We start from the raw sequence: 23,025 nt of genomic DNA, 5'->3' as shown, positions 1-23,025 counted from the left end.
CCTAAAGACAATTGACGTTGAGTTCGGTAATTCCGCCTGCCGATGATGGCGGAGGGAGGACGAACGGTGCGCGGCATTGCCGGTCGCTTTCCGTCCCCCAGGTCACAACGACCGTTCCCCGTGCATCCAGACCGGTGAGATAGACCTGTCCTTTATCGCCAACAATAACGCTGCTGTTATCCACACCGTTCAGGCTCGCCATTGCCCCGAAGGGAACAAATTGGCCGTTATGCGTTAAATTAAACAACACACGGCGCCCCACCTTCGCCTGATAATCAGCCACCACGATCGCGCCACGCGTCGGGGTCACTGTGCGGGTATTAATCTCCAGCTCAACATCATCCGGCATACTTTCCGGAGCAAGGGCGATCTCATTTTTACGGTAAACGGAGAGATTACTGACCACCGTATAGCCCCGGTAATCCGTTTTGACCCCCGCCTGATTACGGATATCAACATCGTGCGCACCCGGGGCGCTAACCAGCACATTGGTCTCACCGAGAGGCTGTGAGAAGGTGATCCCTTCCCGGTGAGCGAGAACGCCTCCCTGCAGGCCATAGTTAAGGCGCTCGCTGTTTTTGTCATAGCTGTAGCCCGCCGTCAGTTCAGCGTAGGTTCCTTTATAATCACCATTCAGGTTGCCCGTGTAGCCCACGCCATCCGACCCGTACCCCTGCTGCACGTTCCAGTTCAGCGCATGGTTTTCCAGCGCCACCCCGTTCAGACCGATGTTGTGTGTGGTGCCGTTATGCTGACTGGCGCTCACGCCATAGTTAGCCCAGGTTTGCGGCAAAAATTTCTCAAGGGGAATACTGACGTTGAAAGCCAGGAGCCGATCGCTGTCGTATCGTTTATTACCATCATAAGAACCCGCACTGCCGTTTTTACTGTAAGTCCAGGTCAGTCCGTAACTGATGTTGTGCCAGTAGTTGTTGTAACCCAGGCTGTGTGACGCCATCGTTTTACCCGAATTCCAGTAGTCTTCACGGGCCGCGCTCAGGGTCAGCGAACCCAGATGGTTGCCCAACGTCTGGCTCATCGTCAGTTCGGCCCGGTTGCGACGCCGGTCCTGAAGCGCAGTGCTGTCACCCCAGGAATCGAGGATCTCCTGCATGCCGTAGTAACCGCGGGTCGAGTAGCGGTAGCCTGCAATCGAAAACTGGGTCCCGGTCCCCACAAAGTTCTTGCTGTAACGCGCGCGCCAGGATTGCCCGTTGGATTTTTTGCCGTCCTGCGGGGTGGACCAGGCCTGGGTCACGTCCGCAGAAATCGCACCCAAATCGCCCATGTTTTTCCCGAGCCCGGCTGCGACAGACTGGTATTTGCTCGACGCCTGCAACCCACCGTAGAGCGTGACGCCCCGCGAAAGACCATAGATCCCGGTGATTTGCCCAAACGGCGTCTTATCAACGTTATGGTTATAAGAGCGGTACTGGCCCCCGGTCAGCGCATATTTCAGGCGCCCCTCGCGTTGTAATACCGGCAAAGAGGCATACGGTAGAGTGAAATGTTGCTCACTGCCGTCAGCTTCCTTAATGGTGACATCCAGATCGCCCGCGCCGCCCGTGGGGTACATATCCGTAATTTCAAATGCACCAGGCGCAACATAGGTCTGATAAATCTGATAGCCATTTTGCCGCACCACCACCTGGGCATTGGTCCGCGCGATACCGCGAACTACGGGTGCATAGCCTTTCAGCGAATCCGGCAGCATGTCGTCGTCGGAAGCCAGTTGTCCGCCGCGAAACGGCATACTGTCGAACACGTCTGCGGGCGCGGCGCTATCGCCCAGGGTGAGCTGTGCGTTGAGCGGGATAATGGCCCGCTGTGCGTAGGTGTAGACGGTATCCCACGTGTCCTGGCCCGTCTCATCCCGCGACCAGGTGGTGTAGTTGCGCAGCCGCCACGGCCCAACGTTAATGCCCGGGCGTAAGTTGGCATATTGACTGTTACTGTTCTTAATGCCGGCCTGTTTTGCCCGGCTGTTCGCCCCGCTCAGGCTGTAGTTGAGCATCGCGGCGGTGATCCCTTCATCCCATTGTTCCGGGGAAACATACCCTCGTGCAGGCAGATCGATCGCGGCCTGAGGAATACTGATGACCAGCCGCTGCGCGCCGAACTGAAAATCGGTACTGGCATGCGGGATTGCCTGCAGGTTGACACAGGATGTCGTTTCGCTCGTCAGGCCGGGGAACAGTGCGGTTTTGACGCCCCAGCTTTTTAGCTGTGCAATACTCAGACAAGGCAGCAGGCTGTCATTTCCCTTCTCATCGTTTACTGCAATAAAATCAATATCGCCCGTCTCAATAAGCTGGTCGTCAAGAATGATATCAACATGGTATTTCCCTGGTGCCTGCGAACCGGATTCAAACGCAGATAAATCGGCTTTTGCCATCCCGGAATTATCCAGCTCCACCAGCTCGGCGTTAAAGGTTTCCCGGGCATGCGCCACAGATACAGCATGCGTCAGCGCGAAGGTGATATAAACAGCCAGACGCGCGGGTTGCATTTTTATATTTTTCGTTGCCATCATCATAAACCTGACCCACTAATGAGAGCGCCCGTTTTTCAACTATTAAAAACTGGCCTGGTGTCTTATTCCCGGGCTGCCATAATCGTTAATCACGCTGAACTGGATCTGATTGCCAGAAATGCCGGGCGGTAAGCTAAATGCAGCCACTGCGCCCGGCGCCACCCATGAGGCCTCCTCCAGTTTTTTACCCCCGACGTTTATGTCATTAAAGTTAATGACATAGGGTGTAGGATTAGAGACCTGGATTTTATTTCCGCTGCGGGACCAGGTTAATTTATTTACCTGTTCCTCCGGCGTTGACGCCTTCAGCTTTTCCGGACGATAAATAAGCTTGATGCGTGTCTTCACGGCAATCTGCAATGAATTAACCTGTTTCGTGGCTGACGGTATCGCTTTAATGTTCAGCCAGAACAGACTTTCCTTATCTTGCGGCAACGAGCCGGCAATCAAAATACGTTCAATATTCTGCTGACCACCGTTAAGCCTGTAGAGCGGTGGGGTGATGATAAAAGGCGCTTTATTAGCATTACCTTCTGGCATCTCAATCCAGGACTGGATTAAGTAAGGGGCTTCATCCGCATTATTGATGCTGATGGAGGCCTCTTTTTTTCCACCATCAAAAATAACGCGGGTACCGCCAATAATAACCCCGGCAGAAGCCTGTGACAGCGACGCCATAATAACAGCCGCGCTCAGCAGGGCTTTGCTAATAACATTCATTTTGAACCTCTTGATACAAGGGGGCAATGACTGCCCCCAGACAACACCTTGCGGAGCGGACTTTTTGCTGCTGAGTAATTAGTTATAAACAACAGAGAAGTTAGCGACGGAGTTTGCAGGACCGGATGTTACCGCTGCCGCCGTTGAAATATACTGCGCATAGAAATCCAACGTATTGTCAGCACTGCTGCTTAACGAATAGCTGTAGCTATTGCTGCTATGCAGCGGCAGGTCAGCTTTATCAGCAGTCATCAAATTGATGGCAACCCCGGTTGCGGCACCGGCGACGGACGTATCAATCGCCAGCAGATCCGTATTGGTCATATCGGGCGTGCCGTCAAAACGGACTTTGGCACTGGTCACGGTTACCGGACAATTCTTCAGAATAATATTGAATTTCGTTGCCGCCGTTCTTGAACCGGTGGTTGGAAATTCTGTTTTATAATAATCACCTAATACCACCACCTGGTTTTGAGAGGCCACCGCAACATCGCAGGCTGAATCCAGGATGTTGCCATTAAAGTTTACGGTGCCCGCAGCCGCAAAGGCATTGCCCATCATTAAGGCGGAACCTGCCGCTACCATTGCTAAAATAATATTCTTTTTCATAATCATCATGTTCCTGTTTACTGGATAACTTTATTTATTATTGAAATTCACGTAGCAGAAAGCCGATAAAAGAACCAGTTAACATTCTTTTATTTCCCAATCGATGGCATAAGGTCTTTCTGACTGACTGGATAAAATTTATATAATCATTTTCCTGAAAACAACTTTTTGATGGTCTAGCTGTAGACTGTGATTTAACGAAAAAACAACATTTATCACAGCAGAAAATTATCGAATAGTGAGCGAGTCTAATTGTAGACCCGACACACTTTCTCCTGTGATTCAGAACGTTAGACTCCTGAGATCCCCCGGTCTACTTTTAGACCTGCGGGGAATATTCCCTGAGTTGTTCATTTTTAAGATAATTCCCTTCGCAGATCAAAAATTGATCATACAAAGCGTCGCTGTGAGGTATCTTATGAATACGCGTTTAACCACCCAACTGAATAATCACCAGTCCTCAGTTCTGGATTTAAAACCGTTCGCCCATATAGACACGCTGATTAAACATGTTTTGCCTGTGGCCAACAGAATGATCATCGGCCGTGGCGAAACGGTACATTATTATAAAGATGATATTCGGCAATGCTTTTTGCTTCTCCAGGGGAGCGTGGCGCTTCACCGGCGCGGCGACGGCATTGTTTTAAACTCTGAATCTACCCCTTTTATTCTCGGTGTCAGCAGTCAGTTTTCCTCTGAGCACCTGTATGTCCGGGCGCTGGAGACCGCAGAGATCGCCCGCGTGCCGCTGGAGAGCTTCAATCAAATTGTGTCGCAACATAATTTATGGGAGCACTTTTCTAAGCTGCTTATTTATACCGCCTCGCGGGTCTACGAACATTGCGCGCAAATATCGCAAATGTCGGCCTACGATATTATCCGCTTCCAGCTTGTAGAACTGATGCAGGAACCCGACGCAATCCGGTTAAATACGACGGCGGCAGCCTACATCAAAAGCCGGACCTATCTTTCGCGCAGCGGAATTATGCGTATCCTCTCGGAACTGCGCACCGGGAAGTACATCACCATGGAGCGTGGCGTGTTGCTCGACATTCATCATCTGCCACGAAAATATTGACCGCCGCCGTGCCGCCAGAGACGATAGACGCTATACTTAGCCAGGGTTATTTAAAGGTTAGCAGCGACCATGTCCCTTCCAGAAACGCCTCAACGTGGCTCACCCTACGCGCAAGAGCTTATTTCTCACTTACTGCCTGACTGTACGACACGACAAACCGCTCGCGGCGAACGACTTGACCTTCAGATCGATGGTCAGGGAATGTGCTATTTAATTCTTGAGGGGACGGTTGCTATCTACAGAAGAAGCGACGATATGATGCTCTCCACGGCCCGCAGCCCCGCCCTCTTCGGCCTCGCTAATCTGACCGACATTTATTTTAATGACTACCTCAAGACCGTAAGCCCTTGCCTGATAGGCACGCTCACCGCCGAGCGGGTTAATGACATCATCAAAGAAAAGTCCTTGTGGGGGCTGCTTTCAAAACAGCTCATGTTTGTTTATAGCCGTCTTTATAACAACGTGATGCCTCAGGGGGCACCGACGGCGTATGAGATGATTCGCCAGCAGCTCATAAAGCTGATGGAGGAAGATGAGAGCTATCGCGGCAGCGTGACGGCGGAAAGGTATATCAGGGAGAAAACCCAGCTCTCCCGAAGCGGGGTCATGCGCATTCTGGCCGATTTAAAAACCGGCGGGTTTATCGAAATGGAAGAAGGTCGTCTCCTTAAAATCAACAAACTTCCTGCCAGATACTGAATGTCAGGCACAAAAAAGGCCGCAATTGCGGCCTTTTCAACAACACTCACTCAATGGACGTGAACGCCCAACCGCCAGGCAAAGTAGATCTCTTCTTTCAGTTCATTTGAAGAGAGCGCCAGCAAATCTGTAAATTCCAGCTCAAGCTGTTTCAGCTTTTTCAGGTACTGCGCCGGAGACAGGTTGCTCTTATCGCGACGTAAATATTCAATTGCCAGCTGTGTTGGGGTTATTTCAGTATCCATGATGTCCTCGCTTATGTACAAATCCTGGCCAGTATATCACAACCTGCTGGCTAGTTTTTGACCAAAGGCAATTCATCTGAAAACTTTACACGACCGCCGTCGTCAGACGCGACGAGCAGCAGAGGCGATCCTGCTCATCGAGGATATCAATCTGCCACACCTGGTGACGGCTGCCGGCATGGAGCGCGCGGCAAATACCCCGTACGCGTCCGCTGCGCACTGAGCGAATGTGGTTGGCATTCACCTCAAGCCCGACGACCTTCTGCTCACCTTCGGTGCAGAGATACCCTGCAACCGAGCCCAGCGTTTCGGCCAGCACGACGGACGCACCGCCGTGCAATAAACCAAACGGCTGATGAGTCCGATGATCGACAGGCATTGTGGCCTCAATATCATCGTCGCCAATGCGGGTAAACTGGATATCCAGCAGCCCAACCATATTCCCCTCGCCCATGGCATTCAGCGCCTGCAGCGTGACGGCACGTTTCCAGATCATCCAATTATCTCCAGTAAAGCCTGTAATGGGTGGCGTACGCCGTTACCTTCTACCCGTTTCACCTGGCTGCGGCAGGAGTAGCCCGTCGCCAGACAGCGGTTTCGCGGCAAACGCTGCATGGCCTGGTGCCAGGACAGCTCATAGATGCCGAGCGAGTTGGCGTGGTTTTTCACTTCATGACCGTACGTACCGGCCATCCCACAGCAGCCCACGTTAACGCTCTCCAGCTTCGCCCCGAACCGGGCAAAAATGGATGCCCACTGCGCCGGAGCGCCGGGCAGCGCCGTCACTTCCGTGCAGTGGCCGAACAGATACCATGGTTCACCGCTGACATCCTGAATCGCGCGCGCTTCCAGGGCTGACGGCAGCCACTCATGCACCAGCATGACGTGGAATTCTCCGCGCTTATCACCCAGCGTCTGTTTATATTCATCGCGATAGCAAAGCACCAGCGCCGGATCGACGCCGACCATGGGTATACCCAGTTGCGCCACACGGTTTAAGAAGTCAGCGGTTTTCCGCGCGCTCTTCGCAAAACGCGTCAGGAAGCCTTTAATGTGCTGCGCCTTGCCGTTGGGCGAGAACGGCAGAACCACGGGCTGATACCCCAGTTTTTCGGTCAGGCGGATGAAGTCCGCGACCACCTGGGCGTCGTAGTAGCTGGTGAACGGATCCTGCACCACCAGCACGACATTCGCTTTTTGCTCGGGGGTGAGCGCCTCAAGCTGTTCCAGGGTCATGTTTGCCGAGCGATGCCCGACAAGCTGGCGCTGCAGAGACGGCACCGACAGCAGCGGCAGATCGACCATACCGATATGCTTTTCGGAGAGCTTGCGCACCAGCGGCTGGTTGATAAAGAAGTTAAAGGTCTTAGGCGCGCGCGCCATCAGCGGTGCGTAACTTTCCACGGTTGCCACCAGATGGTCTCGCACCGGGCGCAGATAGCGCGTGTGGTAGAGCTGCAGGAAGCGCGAGCGGAACTCCGGCACATCGATCTTAATCGGGCATTGCGTCGAGCAGGCTTTACAGGCCAGACAGCCGGACATCGCCTCTTTCACCTCATGGGAGAAATCATACTCGCCCTTACTGGCATGCCAGCTATTGCGGGTGCGCTCAATCAGCGAGCGCAGGCTGGCCCGTTTTTCCGGTATCTGCTGCTCCAGCCTGAGCGGATCAACGCCGCGATCGGCCAGCAGGCGCAGCCATTCGCGCACCAGGGTCGCCCGCCCTTTCGGAGAATGGATACGGTTGCTGGTGATTTTCATCGACGGGCACATCGGACTTTTCACATCGAAGTTAAAGCACAGGCCATTGCCGTTACACTCCAACGCGCCGCGCCAGGAGGCTCGTACCGCAATTGGGATCTGCCTGTCGTAGGTACCGCGCTTGACGGCATCCACCTGCAGCATTGGCGCATCCACGCCTTCAGGCGGGCAGATCTTTCCGGGATTGAGGCGGTTATGCGGGTCGAAGGCCGCTTTGACCTTGCGTAATTCCGCATAGAGCTGTTCCCCGAAGAAGGCCGGGCTGTATTCCGCGCGGAACCCTTTCCCGTGCTCCCCCCACAGCAGACCGCCATATTTGGCGGTCAAGGCCACCACATCGTCAGAGATCTGCTTCATCAGGATCTCCTGCTGCGGGTCGCACATGTCCAGCGCCGGGCGCACGTGCAGCACCCCGGCATCGACGTGGCCGAACATGCCGTAGCTCAGGCCGTGGCTGTCCAGCAACGCGCGAAACTCAACGATATAATCCGCCAGATGCTCAGGCGGCACGCAGGTGTCTTCGGCAAACGGAATCGGCTTCGCTGCGCCTTTTGCATTGCCGAGCAGGCCCACGGCTTTTTTACGCATCGCATAGATACGCTCAATACCGGCCAGATCGTTACAGAGCTGCCAGCCAATCACGCCGCCTTCACCCTGCGCAATGAGATCATCCAGACGCTGGCAGAGCGTCGTCACCTGGCTCTCAATCAGTTCCGCGTCATCGCCAGCAAACTCCACGATATTGAGACCCAGCATCTCTTTATCCGGCACGTCGGTAATCAGCTCCCGCACGGAGTGCCAGACAATGTCCTCCCGCGCCAGATTCAGCACTTTAGAGTCGACGGTTTCTACCGACAGCGCCTGCGCCTCAACCATAAACGGAGCATTGCGCAGCGCGGAGTCGAAGGAGTCATATTTGACGTTCACCAGGCGACGCACCTTCGGTAAACGGGTGATATCCAGCCGCGCCTCGGTGATAAACGCCAGCGTGCCTTCAGAGCCGGTCAACACCCGGGTTAAATCGAACTGCGTCAGATCGTCGTTAAAGACGTGACGCAAGTCGTAGCCCGTTAAGAAGCGGTTCAGTTTGGGGAATTTATCGAGGATCAGCTGGCGGTTGTCACGACAGCGCTCCAGCACCGTGCGATAAACACGCCCGATGGTGGTGTTGTCTTTACCCAGCGTTTCCGCCAGTTCGACCGGCATCGGCTGGGTATCAAGAATATCGCCACCCAGCAGAACCGCACGCACGCCCAGCACGTGATCGGAGGTTTTTCCGTAGACCAGTGACCCCTGACCGGACGCATCGGTATTGATCATGCCCCCAAGGGTCGCACGGTTACTGGTGGAGAGTTCCGGCGCGAAGAAGTAACCGTAAGGCTTGAGATACTGATTTAGCTGATCTTTGATGACGCCCGCTTCAACCCGCACCCATCCCTCTTCAGGATTGATCTCAATGATGCGGTTCATATAGCGCGACATGTCAATAATAATGCCCTGGTTCAGCGCCTGACCATTGGTCCCGGTGCCGCCGCCACGCGGCGTAAAGACCAGAGAGGCGAACCGCTCTTGCGTGGCCAGCCGGGCAATCAGCGCCACGTCGGCGGTTGAACGAGGGAAAACGACGGCATCGGGAAGAAGCTGGTAGATACTGTTATCGGTGGCCATCGTCAGCCTGTCGGCATAGTTCGTGGCGGTATCACCTGTAAAACCCTGTTGCTCCAGTGCCTGCAAAAAATTAAGCACCAGTTGAACGACGCCAGGTGCCTGAGAAATCTGTGGGATCATTACTGTCGACCCTAATTAGAGTAATGTGAAATCGTTTGCGTTGTGTCTGGAAAGTTTTATCACATTTTTTTCTTATGTGCTTCGTAGAATTACGGGCAAAATCCGCCTGTCAAAAACCGCTGAGATCATTAATGATTAGAGAGACGCGGTTTTCCGTTCCCGCCAGCCATACTGGCGTTCTTTTAAGGAAAGTTTTATTTATGGTCAATGTTCGCCAGCCCAGGGATGTTGCGCAAATTTTGCTGTCGGTGCTGTTCCTGGCCCTCATGATTATTGCCTGCTTGTGGATCGTTCAACCCTTTATTCTCGGCTTCGCCTGGGCCGGAACCGTTGTGGTGGCTACCTGGCCTTTGCTGCTGCGTTTGCAGAAACTGCTGTTCGGCCGTCGCGGTCTCGCCGTACTGGTGATGACGCTACTGTTGTTCCTGCTGTTTATTATTCCGATTGCCTTGCTGGTTAATAGCCTGGTGGACTCTAGTGGTCCGGTGATTCGTGCCGTTACCAGTGGCGATTTGACGCTGCCGGATCTCGCCTGGCTGAACAGCATCCCTGTTGTGGGTGCCAAACTCTATAGCGGCTGGCACAGCCTGCTGGAGATGGGCGGCAGCGCGCTGATGGCGAAAGTGCGTCCGTATATTGGCACCACCACCACCTGGTTTGTGGGTCAGGCGGCCCATATTGGTCGCTTTATGATGCACTGTACCCTGATGCTGCTGTTCAGCGCCCTGCTCTACTGGCGCGGCGAGCAGGTGGCGTTAGGCGTTCGTCACTTTGCCACCCGACTGGCGGGCAAACGCGGCGATGCCGCCGTGCTGCTGGCGGCACAGGCCGTGCGCGCCGTGGCGCTTGGCGTGGTAGTAACGGCCCTGGTACAGGCGGTGCTGGGCGGTATCGGCCTGGCGATTTCCGGTGTCCCGTACGCGACCGTCTTTACCGTTGTCATGCTGATGACCTGTCTTGCGCAACTGGGCCCCTTACTGGTGCTGGTTCCCAGCATTATCTGGCTTTACTGGACAGGTGACACCACGTGGGGAACGGTTCTGCTGGTGTGGAGCTGCGTGGTCGGCACCATGGATAACGTGATTCGCCCCATCCTCATCCGCATGGGCGCAGACCTGCCGCTGATTCTGATCCTCTCCGGGGTGATCGGTGGGTTGATTGCCTTCGGAATGATTGGCCTGTTTATTGGCCCGGTACTGCTCGCCGTGACCTGGCGTCTGTTCTCCGCCTGGGTGCATGAAATTCCACCGCCGGAAACTGACCCGGACGTGATTCTGGGAGAACTGGAAGAGCTGGAAGAGAAGAACACGCATTAAGTTTTGTTGCCGGGTGGCGCTAACGCTTACCCGGCCTACATTCTTCCCCATAATACTTAAACGCTGCTAAAGTATTTATTCGTTGTACACTGGTCAGACCCGCCCTTTCAACAGTAAGTCTGCTATAAACCTCAAGAAATCTTTACTTCTCTTTAACTATTGAGACGAATCTGATCGACGCTAAAAGCGCACATGCCTACTATTAGCTCACGGTTATAGATCAACACCTTGATTTATAAGCATGGAAATCCCCTGAGTGAAACAACGAATTGCTGTGTGTAGTCTTTGCCCATCTCCCACGATGGGCTTTTTTTTATCCTGCCTACGCGCGTGTCACTTCACAGGTACTGATCATCCGCCATTCAGCAGGTACAACCCGCGTCTCCCCGGTGACGTTGACCAACACGATCTCACGGATGTCCGCCGACGATGGGCCAATCTGCAGTTCAAACTCACCCGGCTCAACAATGCGCTTGCCATCACGACGGGTGAAGTTAAACATCTCCACCGGCAGCGTAAAGTTCAGCGTGGCGGTCTCCCCCGGCGAGAGCGTGACGCGCTGGAAGGCCTTCAGCTCCTGGAGCGGTCGTACCTGCGTGGCGACCTTATCCCTGACGTAAACCTGCACCACTTCGCTGCCGCTGCGTTCGCCGTTATTGGTGACATCCAGACTGATGACCACCTCGCCGTCGACTGGCACGCTCGATGTCTCTACCTTCGCGGCTCCCCAGCTAAATTGCGTCCAGCCGAGACCGAAACCAAACGGATAACGTGCACCGAAGTGGAACGCGAACGGCGTCCCGCAGCTTTTCAGCTTGTGATTGTAGTAATACGGCATCGCGCCGGCGCTTTTCGGCACGCTCACCACCAGACGCCCCTGCGGCTCGGCGCGACCGGTTAGCACGTCCGCAATCGCCCAGCCACCTTCCTGCCCTGGCGCCCATGCCATCATCAACGCCGCGACCTTATCCTCCAGCCCCTGCAGGTTGTAGGGACGCCCGCCGGTCATGACAACGATGACCGGTTTTCCGGTTGCCACCAGCGCGTCCAGTAGCTGTTGCTGCACGCCGGGCAGGTTTAGCGAGTCGGTATCGGAGCCTTCCCCTACCGTGCCGCTCTGGAACAGCCCGGCGAGGTCGCCGACGCAGGCCACCACCACATCACTCTGCTGCGCAGCGTTTACCGCCTCGGGGATCAAGGCGGTACTCTGCGACACCGGTGACTGCTGCATCGGTTTACCGCCGCTGTCGCCAGGGAAGACAGGTGCACCCGCCATGCGTTTTTCGATAATGTGACACCCTTTGGCGTAGCGCACGTTCGCTGCGCCCAGGTAATGTTCCAGCGCCGCGCGCGGAGTCGTCACCTGCGAAGTCTCTTCCACCATATCGCTGATAATCAGGTGAACCGGGAAACTGTAGCCGCTGAGCAGGGCCAGCGGATCGTCTGCGGTCGGGCCCACCAGCGCCACGCGCGGTTTTCCACCGAGGGGCAAAATGCCGTTGTTTTCCAGAAGCGTGACAGATTGCGTCGCCACGTCCCGCGCGACCTGGCGGGTTGCCTCGTTTTGCAGATCGATCCCGTTTTCGTCGGCATACGGGTGTTCAAACAGCCCCAGCCGGAATTTTTCGGTCAGCACGCGCCCCACGATTTCATCGACTTTGTCCATGGAAATCAGCCCACGCTCAACGGCCTCTGCGAGGTGTCGTGCGCAGTCATCTTTCGGCAGTTCAACATCAAGCCCGGCGTTAAATGCCAGTGCGGCCGATTCCGCCGCATCGTGGGAAATGCCATGGTGCTGATGCAGCAGGCTGACGCCGCCATAATCCGCGACAATGATGCCGTCGAAACCCCACTGCTCACGCAACACGGTGGTCAACAGGAAGCTGTCACTGTGTCCCGGCTGATTATCAATGTCATGATAGGCGGGCATCACCGAACCGGCATTGGCCAGCTTGACCGCCATTTCAAACGGCAGCAGGAAGGTGTCGTTCAGCTCGCTAAAGCCCAGGTGGACCGGAGCATGGTTGCGCGCCCCTTCGCTGAACGAGTGACCCACGTAATGCTTAAGCGTCGCCAGCAGATCGCGCTTGTCGCTCTGCAACCCTTTGACGTATGCCGCCGCCATCACCCCCACCAGCCACGGATCTTCCCCGAAGGTCTCTTCGGTGCGCCCCCAGCGCACGTCGCGGGAAACGTCCAGTACCGGGGCCAGCCCCTGCTGGCAGCCCACAGAGCGCGCCTCTTTGCCAATCTGCTCTGCTGCACGCTGCACAAGTTCAGGGTTCCAGGTGGAACCGTAATTCAGCGAGGACGGGAACAGCGTTGCGTCTTTGCACAGCAGTCCTACCAGACACTCCTCGTGGAACAGCGCAGGAATGCCGAGACGGGTCTCTTCCATCATCATACGTTGTAGGCGGTTCGCCGCGCGCACGCCGGTTTTTGCGTCAACAATATGGGTGCCCAGCGGGCGGGTGATCTGCCCGACGCCCAGTTTTAGCCGTTCCCCGAGCGACGCCTGCTCGCTCACACCGGCGAATTCGTCGCTCAGATCGCTTCTCTCGCGATGGTTACCGTTTTCGTCGAGGATCAGCCAGTAGGCATGCATCTGGGCGAACTTCTCTTCCGGGGTCATACGCGCCAGTAAATCGGCGACGCGCTCGTGCACGGGACGTCCCGCGTCCTTATAGATAGCTGTCATGTTTTACTCCTGTAGTGCGGAAGGGGTTGCCGGGCTGAGCTGCCCCGCTTCGGGTCTGAGCTCACGCTTGCTGGCCAGCTCACGGGCGATGGAATCCACCAGCCGGCTGTTAAGCTTGTAGATGGAAAGTAGCGCCACCATGCAGAGGAACAGCGCGCATGGGATAAGGGTGAAAAGCGCGTTAATGGTCGACAGCACGTGCGGCGTCTGGGCTGCCTGGCCCGGTGCATAATCCACCATGCCCAGTACCCAGCCCACCACCGCCCCGCCGAGCGCCAGGCCAAATTTGATGGCAAACAGCGCGGTGGAGAAGACCAGCCCGTCCAGGCGACGGCCGCTGCGATGCTCTTCGTAATCGACCACATCGGAGAACATGGTCCACTGGAGCGGCGTGGTGAGGTTTTGAATAAAGCTAAAGACAATGTTAAGGCCGAAGATCAGCCAGACCTGCGAAGGCGGCAGGAAGAAAATCAGCGCGCCGAAAATGACGAAGGAAATAATCGTCCACTGGTAAGCACGAACGCGGTCAAATTTACCCAGCAGCCGTTCAGATAATAATGCGCCGCTTAAGGAGGCCACCATTCCGGAAACAATAAAGGCAAATACCAGATCCGGGCGCAACAGCACATAGTTCACGTAATACATCGTGGCGGAGCCGCGCGTTACCACCGCGGTCAGCAGCAAAATATTAAACAGGAACACAATACGCCACTGGCTGTTGCGGCCCAGCAGTTTTAAATCGGTGAGCATGGAGCCGGAGGTATCATTGCGCGGAGAATACCGCTCGCGGGTCATCAGGAAGCAGCAGAAGAACAGCACAATGCCCAGCAGCCCCATCAGGCTCATGGCATAGAAATAGCCTTTCTGCACGTTGCCCTGGCCCAGCAGTGAGACCAGCGGCAAGGCGATAACCGTCACAATCAACCCGCCAATAAATGACAGACCAAAGCGCCATGACTGCAGGGAGTGACGCTCGCGCGGGTCCAGCGTGAGTGCGCCCGGCATGGCGCAGTAAGGCACGTTAATCGCGGAGTAAATCAGGCTCAGGATAGCGTAGGTCAGGCAGGCATAAACGATTTTAGCCGTCGGCCCGACGTCCGGTACATAGAAGGTGATAAGGCAGCTCACGCCAAAAGGAATGGCAAACCACAGCAGCCATGGACGGAAACGACCATGACGCGTCTGGGTGCGGTCAACCAGTGCGCCAATGCACGGGTCTACAAACGCATCAACCACGCGCACCACTAAAAACATGGTCCCCATAATGGCCGCGGGTAAACCAAAAACATCCGTATAGAAGTAAGCAAGAAATAACGTTGCCGTTTGCCAGACCAGCGCGCTGGCCATATCACCTAAGCCATAACCTATTTTATCTTTGGTACGCAATACAGAGGAAAGTGTCATTGTTATTTGCCTTTTTATCAGGTTAAAACGTATTTCAACCAGTTGCGCATCTTCTGAAGAGAAATGCGCAGTAAGGCTCAAGTATTAGCAACGCTTTGCGCGCTAACAATTGTCTAAATTAACAGACAAATTATGATATTTGGTTTTTTACTTTATTTGTGATGGGGAGCAAATATGAAATGAAATAATAAATATCCTCCGGCATAGCCGGAGGTTTTTCTGATGCGCCTATAAGGCTCTCTTACCAGCCGCGCCCTAACAGGCGCATACGATCTGACATTTGCATCAGACTTCGTTACTTACGGCCCGTAAACGGGCTGCCCGGATATGGAATCGATAACTGCTCTCCCATTTTATCCTCTTCAAGCTGGTGCTTTATGTAGTCCTGTATCTTCGCCGTGTTCTTACCCACCGTATCGACGTAGTACCCTCTGCACCAGAACTCCCTGTTCCTGTATTTGAATTTCAAATCCCCAAACTGCTCGTAAAGCATCAGACTGCTTTTCCCTTTCAGATATCCCATAAAGCCGGATACGCTCATTTTGGGCGGGATTTCCACAAGCATATGGATATGATCTACACAGCATTCTGCTTCCAGGATGTTCACGCCTTTCCATTCACACAGTTTTCTCAATATGCTGCCTACCGCCCTGCGTTTTTCACCGTAGAGCGCCTTTCTGCGGTACTTCGGCGCAAAAACTATGTGATATTTACAGTTCCATCGGGTGTGCGCTAAGCTCTTTTCGTCCCCCATTGGGACCCCCTTTTGATTTCTTGTTGAACATTTGCAGTTGCCAGACCGCAAGGTGTTTTAACAAATCAAAAGGGGTTTTAATAACTGGCTTAAAGCTGAAAGCTTTCCGGAACCCCCAGCCTAGCTGGGGGTTTTCTGGGCACAAAAAAGGCGAGGAATAATATCCTCGCCTTTTCGGGTCATGCTGGCGTTACTTGTTCAGTTCCGCCAGGCTCAGCCAGGTTTGCACCACGGTGTCCGGGTTCAGGGACAGGCTATCAATCCCCTCCTCCATCAGCCAGGCGGCAAAGTCTTCATGGTCAGAAGGACCCTGACCACAAATCCCGACGTATTTACCCTGTTTCTTCGCCGCACGGATGGACATGGAGAGCAGCGCTTTCACCGCCTCGTTACGCTCATCGAACAGCTCAGAGACCACGCCGGAGTCACGGTCCAGACCCAGCGTCAGCTGCGTCATGTCGTTCGAGCCGATAGAGAAGCCGTCAAAGTGTTCGAGGAACTGCTCGGCCAGCAGGGCGTTGGACGGGATCTCACACATCATGATGATCTTCAGTCCGTTTTCACCGCGCTTGAGCCCCTGACGCGCCAGCTCGTCCACTACCGCTTTCGCCTGATCCACCGTACGCACGAACGGGATCATGATTTCGACGTTGGTCAGCCCCATGTCGTTGCGCACGCGTTTCACCGCTTCACACTCCAGCGCGAAGCAGTCGCGGAAGCTGTCGGACACGTAGCGTCCGGCGCCGCGGAAGCCCAGCATTGGGTTCTCTTCTTCCGGCTCGTAGCGCTCACCGCCGACCAGGTTGGCGTATTCGTTTGACTTAAAGTCAGACAGACGGACGATCACGCGTTTCGGGTAGAACGCCGCGCCCAGCGTGGCGATCCCTTCGGTCAGACGGCCAACGTAGAACTCTTTCGGCGAGTCGTAGCCTTTCATCATCTCGCGGATTTCGTTCTGCAGTTTCGCGTCCTGGTCGTCAAACTCCAGCAGCGCACGCGGGTGCACGCCGATCATGCGGTTGATGATAAATTCCAGACGCGCCAGGCCAACGCCTTCGTTCGGCAGGCAGGCGAAGTCAAACGCACGGTCCGGGTTACCGACGTTCATCATAATTTTCAGCGGCAGATCCGGCATGGTATCCACGCTGGAGCTCTTCACGCTGAAGTCGAGGATATCGGCATACACGTAGCCCGTATCGCCTTCGGCACAGGAGACGGTTACGTTCTGTCCGTCCTTCATGCGTTCGGTTGCGTCACCGCAGCCGACAACCGCAGGAATACCCAGTTCGCGGGCAATGATCGCCGCATGGCAGGTACGGCCGCCACGGTTGGTGACGATGGCCGCCGCTTTCTTCATGATCGGTTCCCAGTCCGGGTCGGTCATGTCGGTCACCAGTACGTCGCCTGGCTCAATACGGTTCATCTCGCTGATGTCGTGGATCACTTTCACCGGACCGGCACCGATGCGGTGACCAATCGCGCGACCTTCCGCCACAATTTTGCCCTGGGCGTGCAGCGTATAACGCTCCATCACCTGACCGCGAGAACGGACGGTCTCCGGACGCGCCTGGACGATAAACAGCTTGCCGGTGTTCCCGTCTTTCGCCCATTCGATATCCATCGGACGGCCGTAGTGTTTTTCAATCTGCACCGCCTGCTTCGCCAGTTCCTGCACTTCGGCGTCGGTCAGGGAGAAGCGGTCGCGCTGCTCCTGCGGCACATCTTCAATCTTAACCTGCTTGCCATGCTCCTGGGTTGGGGCATAGATCATGCGGATTTTTTTCGAGCCCATGGTGCGGCGCACCACCGCCGGGCGACCCGCGGCCAGCGTAGGCTTGTGTACATAAAATTCGTCAGGATTCACCGCGCCCTGCACCACCATCTCACCCAGACCCCATGCAGAGGTGATGAACACCACCTGGTCGAAACCCGATTCGGTATCGATGGAGAACATCACGCCGGATGAGCCTACGTCTGAACGCACCATGCGCTGGACGCCAGCGGAGAGCGCGACGCCGCGATGGTCGTAGCCCTGGTGCACGCGATAGGAGATCGCGCGGTCGTTGAACAGGGAAGCAAATACGTGCTTCACGGCCACCAGCACCGCATCATAGCCCTGAACGTTCAGGAAGGTTTCCTGCTGCCCGGCGAACGACGCGTCCGGCATGTCTTCTGCGGTTGCGGAAGAACGCACGGCAAAGGAGGCCTGCGCATCGTCAGCGGAAAGCTGGTTGTAAGCATCGTGAATGGCTTTTTCCAGTTCCGGCTGGAAAGATGTGTCGATGATCCACTGGCGGATCTGCGCCCCGGCTTTAGCAAGCTCGGTCACATCATCAATATCCGTTTTATCCAGCAGGTCGTAAATGCGCTGGTTTACACCGCTCTGGTCTAAAAACAGGTTAAACGCATCGGCGGTTGTGGCAAACCCGTTTGGTACGGAAACACCCATACCGGACAGATTTGTAATCATTTCACCCAGGGAGGCATTTTTGCCCCCAACTCTGTCTACATCATTCATGCCGAGTTGGTTATACCAAAGCACCAGCGGTGACGAGCCATTGTTGGACATCGAAACAATCCTTTTGTGATATTTGATCGGAGTAAGTAACACCTGACTACGTATTTATACTGGCATATTTATTTGCGCTAAAAAAACGGTGAATCGTGTAAGCAATTTAAATTTTCAACTTTTCGGATAGTTTCCCACCAGCGATTAACCCGATGATTCCTCTATATTCAGCCGTTAACCACAAAAATAAAGCCGCTATTTGAAAAATGAAATCCACTTTTCAGGAAAATCAAAAACAGTGTTTCATTCATAATTAAGATAAGTTCTTTGCTGTGTAAATTACTTTTTTAATTTATGCTTTCAGACAATTACGTATGATATTCAGGGTGGGTAAAATGGATAATGCTGTCGATCGTCACGTTTTTTATATTTCTGATGGTACGGCGATCACCGCCGAGGTGCTGGGCCACGCGGTCATGTCGCAGTTCCCCGTATCGATTAACAGCATCACGCTGCCGTTCGTGGAAAATGAGAGCCGCGCCAAAGCGGTGAAGGACCAGATCGACGCCATCTACCAGCAGACCGGCGTCCGTCCGCTGGTGTTCTACTCCATCGTTATCCCCGAAATTCGCCACATCATTTTGCAAAGCGAGGGCTTCTGCCAGGATATCGTCCAGGCGCTGGTGGCCCCGCTCCAGAGCGAGCTGAAGCTTGATCCGACGCCTATCGCCCACCGTACCCATGGGCTGAACCCCGGCAACCTGACCAAATACGATGCGCGTATTGCCGCCATCGACTACACCCTGGCGCATGACGATGGTATTTCTCTGCGCAATCTCGACCAGGCACAGGTGATTTTACTTGGCGTGTCGCGTTGCGGTAAAACGCCGACCAGCCTCTATCTGGCGATGCAGTTCGGCATTCGCGCCGCCAACTACCCCTTTATTGCCGACGACATGGATAACCTGGTGCTGCCCGCTGCGCTCAAGCCGCTGCAGCACAAGCTGTTCGGACTAACGATTAACCCGGAGCGTCTGGCCGCGATCCGCGAAGAGCGTCGCGAGAACAGCCGCTACGCCTCCATGCGCCAGTGCCGCATGGAGGTCTCCGAAGTGGAAGCGCTGTACCGCAAAAACCAGATCCCGTGGCTGAACAGCACTAACTATTCGGTGGAAGAGATCGCCACCAAAATTCTCGACATCATGGGACTTAATCGTCGCATGTACTAATATGCTAGTACATTAACTCAGATTCGGGTATCATCCTCTGCAACAACGGGGCGGTATCGCCCCGAACTTGAAATCAGCAGGGATTGGTTTAATGTGATGCCCATCACTTCCCGGTAGTCTGCCGATGAAGCAAAAATTTTCTGAGACAAATCATGAATAAAACCGACGAACTCCGCACGGCGCGCATTGACAGCCTGGTCACACCGGCTGAACTGGCTCAGCGGCATCCCGTTTCCGCCACGGTTGCGGAACATGTTACGGCCTCCCGCCGACGTATTGAAAAAATCCTGAACGGTGAAGACAAGCGTCTTCTGGTCGTGATTGGCCCTTGCTCTATCCACGATCTGGATGCAGCACTGGATTATGCCAAACGCCTTCAGGGACTGCGGGATAAGTATCAGCATCGCCTTGAAATTGTGATGCGCACTTACTTTGAAAAACCGCGTACCGTGGTGGGCTGGAAAGGGCTGATTTCCGATCCCGATCTCAACGGCAGCTATCGTGTGAATCACGGTATCGAACTGGCACGCAAGCTGCTGCTTCAGGTCAACGAGCTGGGCGTCCCAACGGCGACTGAATTTCTCGATATGGTGACCGGGCAATTTATTGCCGATTTGATCAGCTGGGGCGCGATCGGCGCACGCACCACTGAAAGCCAGATCCACCGCGAGATGGCCTCCGCCCTCTCCTGTCCGGTCGGCTTTAAAAACGGGACCGATGGCAACACCCGTATCGCTGTTGACGCGATCCGCGCCTCGCGTGCCAGCCACATGTTCCTGTCGCCGGATAAAAGTGGTCATATGACTATCTACCAGACCAGCGGTAACCCTTTCGGGCACATCATTATGCGTGGCGGGAAGAAACCCAATTACCATGCCGACGATATCGCCGCCGCCTGCGAAACACTGGCCGAATTCGATCTGCCGGAACATCTGGTGGTGGACTTTAGCCACGGTAACTGCCAGAAGCAGCACCGCCGCCAGCTGGACGTTTGCGATGAAATTTGCCAGCAGATCCGCAGCGGTTCAACCGCCATCGCGGGTATTATGGCCGAAAGCTTTATCAAGGAAGGCACGCAGAAAATCGTTGCCGGACAGCAGATGGTGTACGGCCAGTCAATCACCGATCCGTGCCTGAGCTGGGAAGACAGCGAACTGCTGCTGGAAAAGCTGGCGTCTGCGATAGATACGCGCTTCTGATCCCCGCCGGGTGGCGCTGCGCTTACCCGGCCTACGGTTCGTGCCCTTCTCCCTCTCCCCATGGGAGAGGGAGAAGGGTGAGGGCATCAGACCGCACCTTCCCCCAAAATTTGATCCCGTCACATTATTTTCACAAAAACGCTTGCCGTGAAATTGTAGTTTATTGATAATGATTATCATTGTTACATTGATTGTTATTTATAAATATTATGTCACCTACGGATAACCGCGCGGCAACGCCAGCAAACAAACACACAGCGCCCGCCCCTGCCTCCACCGATCGTCGCATCGACAGCAAAAGCCTGCTGGGTGATGAGGGCCGGGTGATTATCGAGCATGACGGCCAGCGCTATCTTCTGCGCCAGACCCATGCCGGAAAACTGATCCTCACAAAATAAACAACACCTAAAAATACGCCAGCCACCCAGGTGACCCCCAGGCAGCCAGCGCTTTCGATTCTTTATGGAGAGTTGCTATGCCACACCTGCATACCGCATGTTTACGCCCGTCACTTCTGGCGCTGGCGATTGTCAGTACCCTGCCGGGCGTCGCGTTTGCTGCCGCAGATGAAATAACCGTCACCGCGACCGGCAACGCCCGTAGCGCCTTCGAAGCCCCGATGATGGTGAGCGTGATTGACGCCGCTGCTCCGGAAAAACAGACCGCCAGCTCTGCCGCCGACCTGCTGCGTAACGTGCCAGGCCTGACGCTGGACGGCACCGGCCGCACCAACGGTCAGGACGTTAATCTGCGCGGTTATGACCGACGCGGCGTGCTGGTGCTGGTTGACGGCGTGCGTCAGGGTACCGACACCGGACACCTCAACAGCACGTTCCTCGACCCGGCGCTGATCAAACGTATCGAAGTTGTGCGCGGTCCGTCGGCGCTGCTCTACGGCAGCGGTGCGCTGGGTGGCGTGATTTCCTATGACACCGTTGACGCCAGCGATCTCCTGGAACCGGGCAAAAACAGCGGTTACCGCGTGTTTGGTACCGGTGCGACAGGCGATCATAGCCTCGGGATGGGGGCCAGCGCCTATGGCCGCACCGATACGCTTGACGGTCTGGTGTCATGGTCCAGCCGTGACCGCGGCGATATCCGCCAGAGCGACGGCAAGCGTGCCCCAAACGACGAATCCATTAATAACATGCTGGCGAAAGGCAGCTGGAAAATCGACCCGGCTCAGACGTTAAGCGGCTCCCTGCGCTACTACAACAACGCCGCGCAGGAGCCGAAAAACCCGCAAACCCCCGATGCGACCAGCAGCAACCCCATCACCGACCGCTCCACCATCCAGCGTGATGCACAGCTGGGTTACCGTCTGGCGCCGGAAGGGAACGACTGGCTGAACGCCAATGCAAAAGTTTACTGGTCAGAGGCGCGCATAAATGCCCAGAACATCGACAGCACCGGTGAGTTCCGCAAGCAGACTACCAAAGGCGGCAAAGTAGAAAACCGTACCCGCCTGTTCGGCGACACCTTTGCCTCTCACCTTTTGACCTACGGCGGGGAATATTATCGTCAGGAACAACATCCGGGTGGCACCACCACCGGCTTCCCGGAGGCGAAAATCGACTTTAGCTCCGGCTGGCTGCAGGATGAAATCACCCTGCGCGATCTGCCCGTTACCCTGCTGGGCGGCACGCGCTATGACAACTATCGGGGTAGCAGCGAGGGCTACGACGACGTGGATGCCGACAAGTGGTCCTCCCGCGCCGGGTTAACCGTCAGCCCTACCGACTGGCTGATGCTGTTTGGCTCTTACGCTCAGGCCTTCCGCGCCCCGACCATGGGCGAGATGTATAACGACGCCAAACACTTCTCCATCGGCAGTTTCTACACTAACTACTGGGTGCCTAACCCGAACCTGCGCCCGGAAACCAACGAAACGCAGGAGTTTGGTTTTGGCCTGCGCTTTGACGACCTGATGCTTGCCAACGATGGGCTGGAGTTCAAAGCCAGCTATTTCGATACCAAAGCCAAAGATTACATCTCCACCACCGTCAATTTTGCCGCGGCGACCACCATGTCGTACAACGTTCCGAACGCCAAAATCTGGGGCTGGGACGTGATGGCAAAATACTCGGCCGACCTGTTTAACCTCGATCTGGCCTATAACCGCACGCGCGGAAAAGATACCGATACCGGCGAGTACATCTCCAGCATCAACCCGGACACCGTCACCAGCAGGCTGGATATTCCGGTGGCGCAAAGCGGCTTCTCCGTGGGCTGGATCGGCACCTTTGTCGATCGTTCAACCCATGTCAGCAGCAGTTACAGCAAACAGCCGGGCTATGCGGTCAACGACATCTACGTCAGCTATAAGGGCCAGGAGCAGCTCAAGGGCATCACCACCACGCTGGTGCTGGGTAACGCCTTCGACAAGGAATACTGGTCTCCTCAGGGTATTCCGCAGGACGGTCGTAACGGCAAGATTTTTGTGAGTTATCAGTGGTAATTCCCCGTGGGGAAACTATTCAGAA

At 55.2% G+C, this 23,025-nt stretch carries 17 protein-coding genes and 1 other RNA gene; 8 read left to right on the top strand and 10 right to left on the bottom strand.

The genetic code is table 11. The annotated features are described in order from the left end of the window. Position 1: 1 nt before the first annotated feature. The 3 genes from L383_RS18715 to L383_RS18725 all read right to left on the bottom strand — a co-directional run bounded on the left by L383_RS18715 (position 2) and on the right by L383_RS18725 (position 3,862). Complete coding sequence (locus L383_RS18715) at positions 2 to 2,530, bottom strand: fimbria/pilus outer membrane usher protein (protein ID WP_032629204.1); 2,529 nt, start codon at positions 2,528 to 2,530, stop codon at positions 2 to 4. Between the two features lie 45 nt (positions 2,531 to 2,575). Next, positions 2,576 to 3,253: a fimbrial biogenesis chaperone gene (locus tag L383_RS18720; RefSeq protein ID WP_023332793.1), complete on the bottom strand. Its 678-nt coding sequence runs from the start codon at positions 3,251 to 3,253 to the stop codon at positions 2,576 to 2,578. A 78-nt stretch (positions 3,254 to 3,331) separates the two neighbouring features. Continuing rightward, positions 3,332 to 3,862, bottom strand: coding sequence for a fimbrial protein (locus tag L383_RS18725; protein WP_032629202.1), 531 nt, complete (start codon positions 3,860 to 3,862; stop codon positions 3,332 to 3,334). A 418-nt stretch (positions 3,863 to 4,280) separates the two neighbouring features. Between L383_RS18725 and L383_RS18730 the strand changes: the two genes are divergently transcribed. Both L383_RS18730 and L383_RS18735 read left to right on the top strand, forming a co-directional pair. Further along, positions 4,281 to 4,940 carry a helix-turn-helix domain-containing protein gene (locus L383_RS18730; protein WP_014883518.1) on the top strand — a complete coding sequence of 220 codons (660 nt, stop codon included), beginning with the start codon at positions 4,281 to 4,283 and terminating at the stop codon, positions 4,938 to 4,940. Between the two features lie 69 nt (positions 4,941 to 5,009). Further along, entirely contained in the window at positions 5,010 to 5,639 is a 630-nt protein-coding gene (locus tag L383_RS18735) for a helix-turn-helix domain-containing protein (protein WP_023332791.1), read from the top strand. 50 nt (positions 5,640 to 5,689) lie between these two features. Here the strand turns inward: L383_RS18735 and L383_RS18740 are convergent, their stop codons facing one another. From L383_RS18740 to L383_RS18750, 3 genes are all read right to left on the bottom strand, one after another. Then, the gene (locus L383_RS18740; protein WP_003857766.1) at positions 5,690 to 5,884 is read right to left on the bottom strand and encodes a YdiH family protein; all 195 of its coding nucleotides are present in this window, start codon (positions 5,882 to 5,884) and stop codon (positions 5,690 to 5,692) included. Between the two features lie 85 nt (positions 5,885 to 5,969). Beyond that, entirely contained in the window at positions 5,970 to 6,380 is a 411-nt protein-coding gene (menI, locus tag L383_RS18745) for a 1,4-dihydroxy-2-naphthoyl-CoA hydrolase (RefSeq protein WP_014883516.1), read from the bottom strand. Then, on the bottom strand, positions 6,377 to 9,433 hold the full coding sequence (locus tag L383_RS18750) for a D-2-hydroxyglutarate dehydrogenase YdiJ (RefSeq protein ID WP_023332790.1): 3,057 nt from the start codon (positions 9,431 to 9,433) through the stop codon (positions 6,377 to 6,379). Before L383_RS18750 ends, menI begins: the two co-directional genes overlap by 4 nt. Before the next feature lie 200 nt (positions 9,434 to 9,633). On the opposite strand from L383_RS18750, the gene ydiK reads away from it, so the two are divergent. Next, positions 9,634 to 10,749 carry an AI-2E family transporter YdiK gene (ydiK, locus tag L383_RS18755; protein WP_014883514.1) on the top strand — a complete coding sequence of 372 codons (1,116 nt, stop codon included), beginning with the start codon at positions 9,634 to 9,636 and terminating at the stop codon, positions 10,747 to 10,749. A gap of 209 nt (positions 10,750 to 10,958) precedes the next feature. Continuing rightward, an RNA gene (gene rprA / locus L383_RS24785) (antisense sRNA RprA) lies at positions 10,959 to 11,066 on the top strand. A gap of 5 nt (positions 11,067 to 11,071) precedes the next feature. On the opposite strand, the gene L383_RS18760 is transcribed toward rprA, so the two are convergent. The 4 genes from L383_RS18760 to ppsA form a co-directional block, all read right to left on the bottom strand. After that, positions 11,072 to 13,447 carry a glycoside hydrolase family 3 N-terminal domain-containing protein gene (locus L383_RS18760; RefSeq protein ID WP_023332789.1) on the bottom strand — a complete coding sequence of 792 codons (2,376 nt, stop codon included), beginning with the start codon at positions 13,445 to 13,447 and terminating at the stop codon, positions 11,072 to 11,074. A 3-nt stretch (positions 13,448 to 13,450) separates the two neighbouring features. After that, a complete protein-coding gene (locus L383_RS18765; RefSeq protein WP_023332788.1) occupies positions 13,451 to 14,851 on the bottom strand; it encodes an MFS transporter in 1,401 nt (466 codons plus the stop codon). 295 nt (positions 14,852 to 15,146) lie between these two features. After that, complete coding sequence (gene tnpA, locus L383_RS18770) at positions 15,147 to 15,605, bottom strand: IS200/IS605 family transposase (protein ID WP_023331149.1); 459 nt, start codon at positions 15,603 to 15,605, stop codon at positions 15,147 to 15,149. Between the two features lie 190 nt (positions 15,606 to 15,795). Next, positions 15,796 to 18,174, bottom strand: a complete 2,379-nt coding sequence (ppsA, locus tag L383_RS18775; protein ID WP_023332787.1) for a phosphoenolpyruvate synthase — start codon at positions 18,172 to 18,174, stop codon at positions 15,796 to 15,798. Positions 18,175 to 18,509: 335 nt separating this feature from the next. Between ppsA and ppsR the strand changes: the two genes are divergently transcribed. The 4 genes from ppsR to L383_RS18795 all read left to right on the top strand — a co-directional run bounded on the left by ppsR (position 18,510) and on the right by L383_RS18795 (position 23,000). Continuing rightward, the gene (ppsR, locus tag L383_RS18780; protein ID WP_014883510.1) at positions 18,510 to 19,343 is read left to right on the top strand and encodes a posphoenolpyruvate synthetase regulatory kinase/phosphorylase PpsR; all 834 of its coding nucleotides are present in this window, start codon (positions 18,510 to 18,512) and stop codon (positions 19,341 to 19,343) included. A gap of 152 nt (positions 19,344 to 19,495) precedes the next feature. Continuing rightward, positions 19,496 to 20,542, top strand: a complete 1,047-nt coding sequence (gene aroH, locus L383_RS18785; RefSeq protein WP_023332786.1) for a 3-deoxy-7-phosphoheptulonate synthase AroH — start codon at positions 19,496 to 19,498, stop codon at positions 20,540 to 20,542. Positions 20,543 to 20,751: 209 nt separating this feature from the next. Then, positions 20,752 to 20,940: a hemin uptake protein HemP gene (gene hemP / locus L383_RS18790; protein WP_023332785.1), complete on the top strand. Its 189-nt coding sequence runs from the start codon at positions 20,752 to 20,754 to the stop codon at positions 20,938 to 20,940. Positions 20,941 to 21,017: 77 nt separating this feature from the next. Then, positions 21,018 to 23,000 carry a TonB-dependent hemoglobin/transferrin/lactoferrin family receptor gene (locus tag L383_RS18795; RefSeq protein ID WP_023332784.1) on the top strand — a complete coding sequence of 661 codons (1,983 nt, stop codon included), beginning with the start codon at positions 21,018 to 21,020 and terminating at the stop codon, positions 22,998 to 23,000. The last annotated feature ends 25 nt before the right edge of the window (positions 23,001 to 23,025 follow it).

This window comes from Enterobacter sp. MGH 37 (genome assembly GCF_000534515.1).
In the GTDB taxonomy this organism is placed as follows: domain Bacteria; phylum Pseudomonadota; class Gammaproteobacteria; order Enterobacterales; family Enterobacteriaceae; genus Enterobacter; species Enterobacter kobei.
This window is presented reverse-complemented; position numbering and strand designations above follow the sequence as displayed.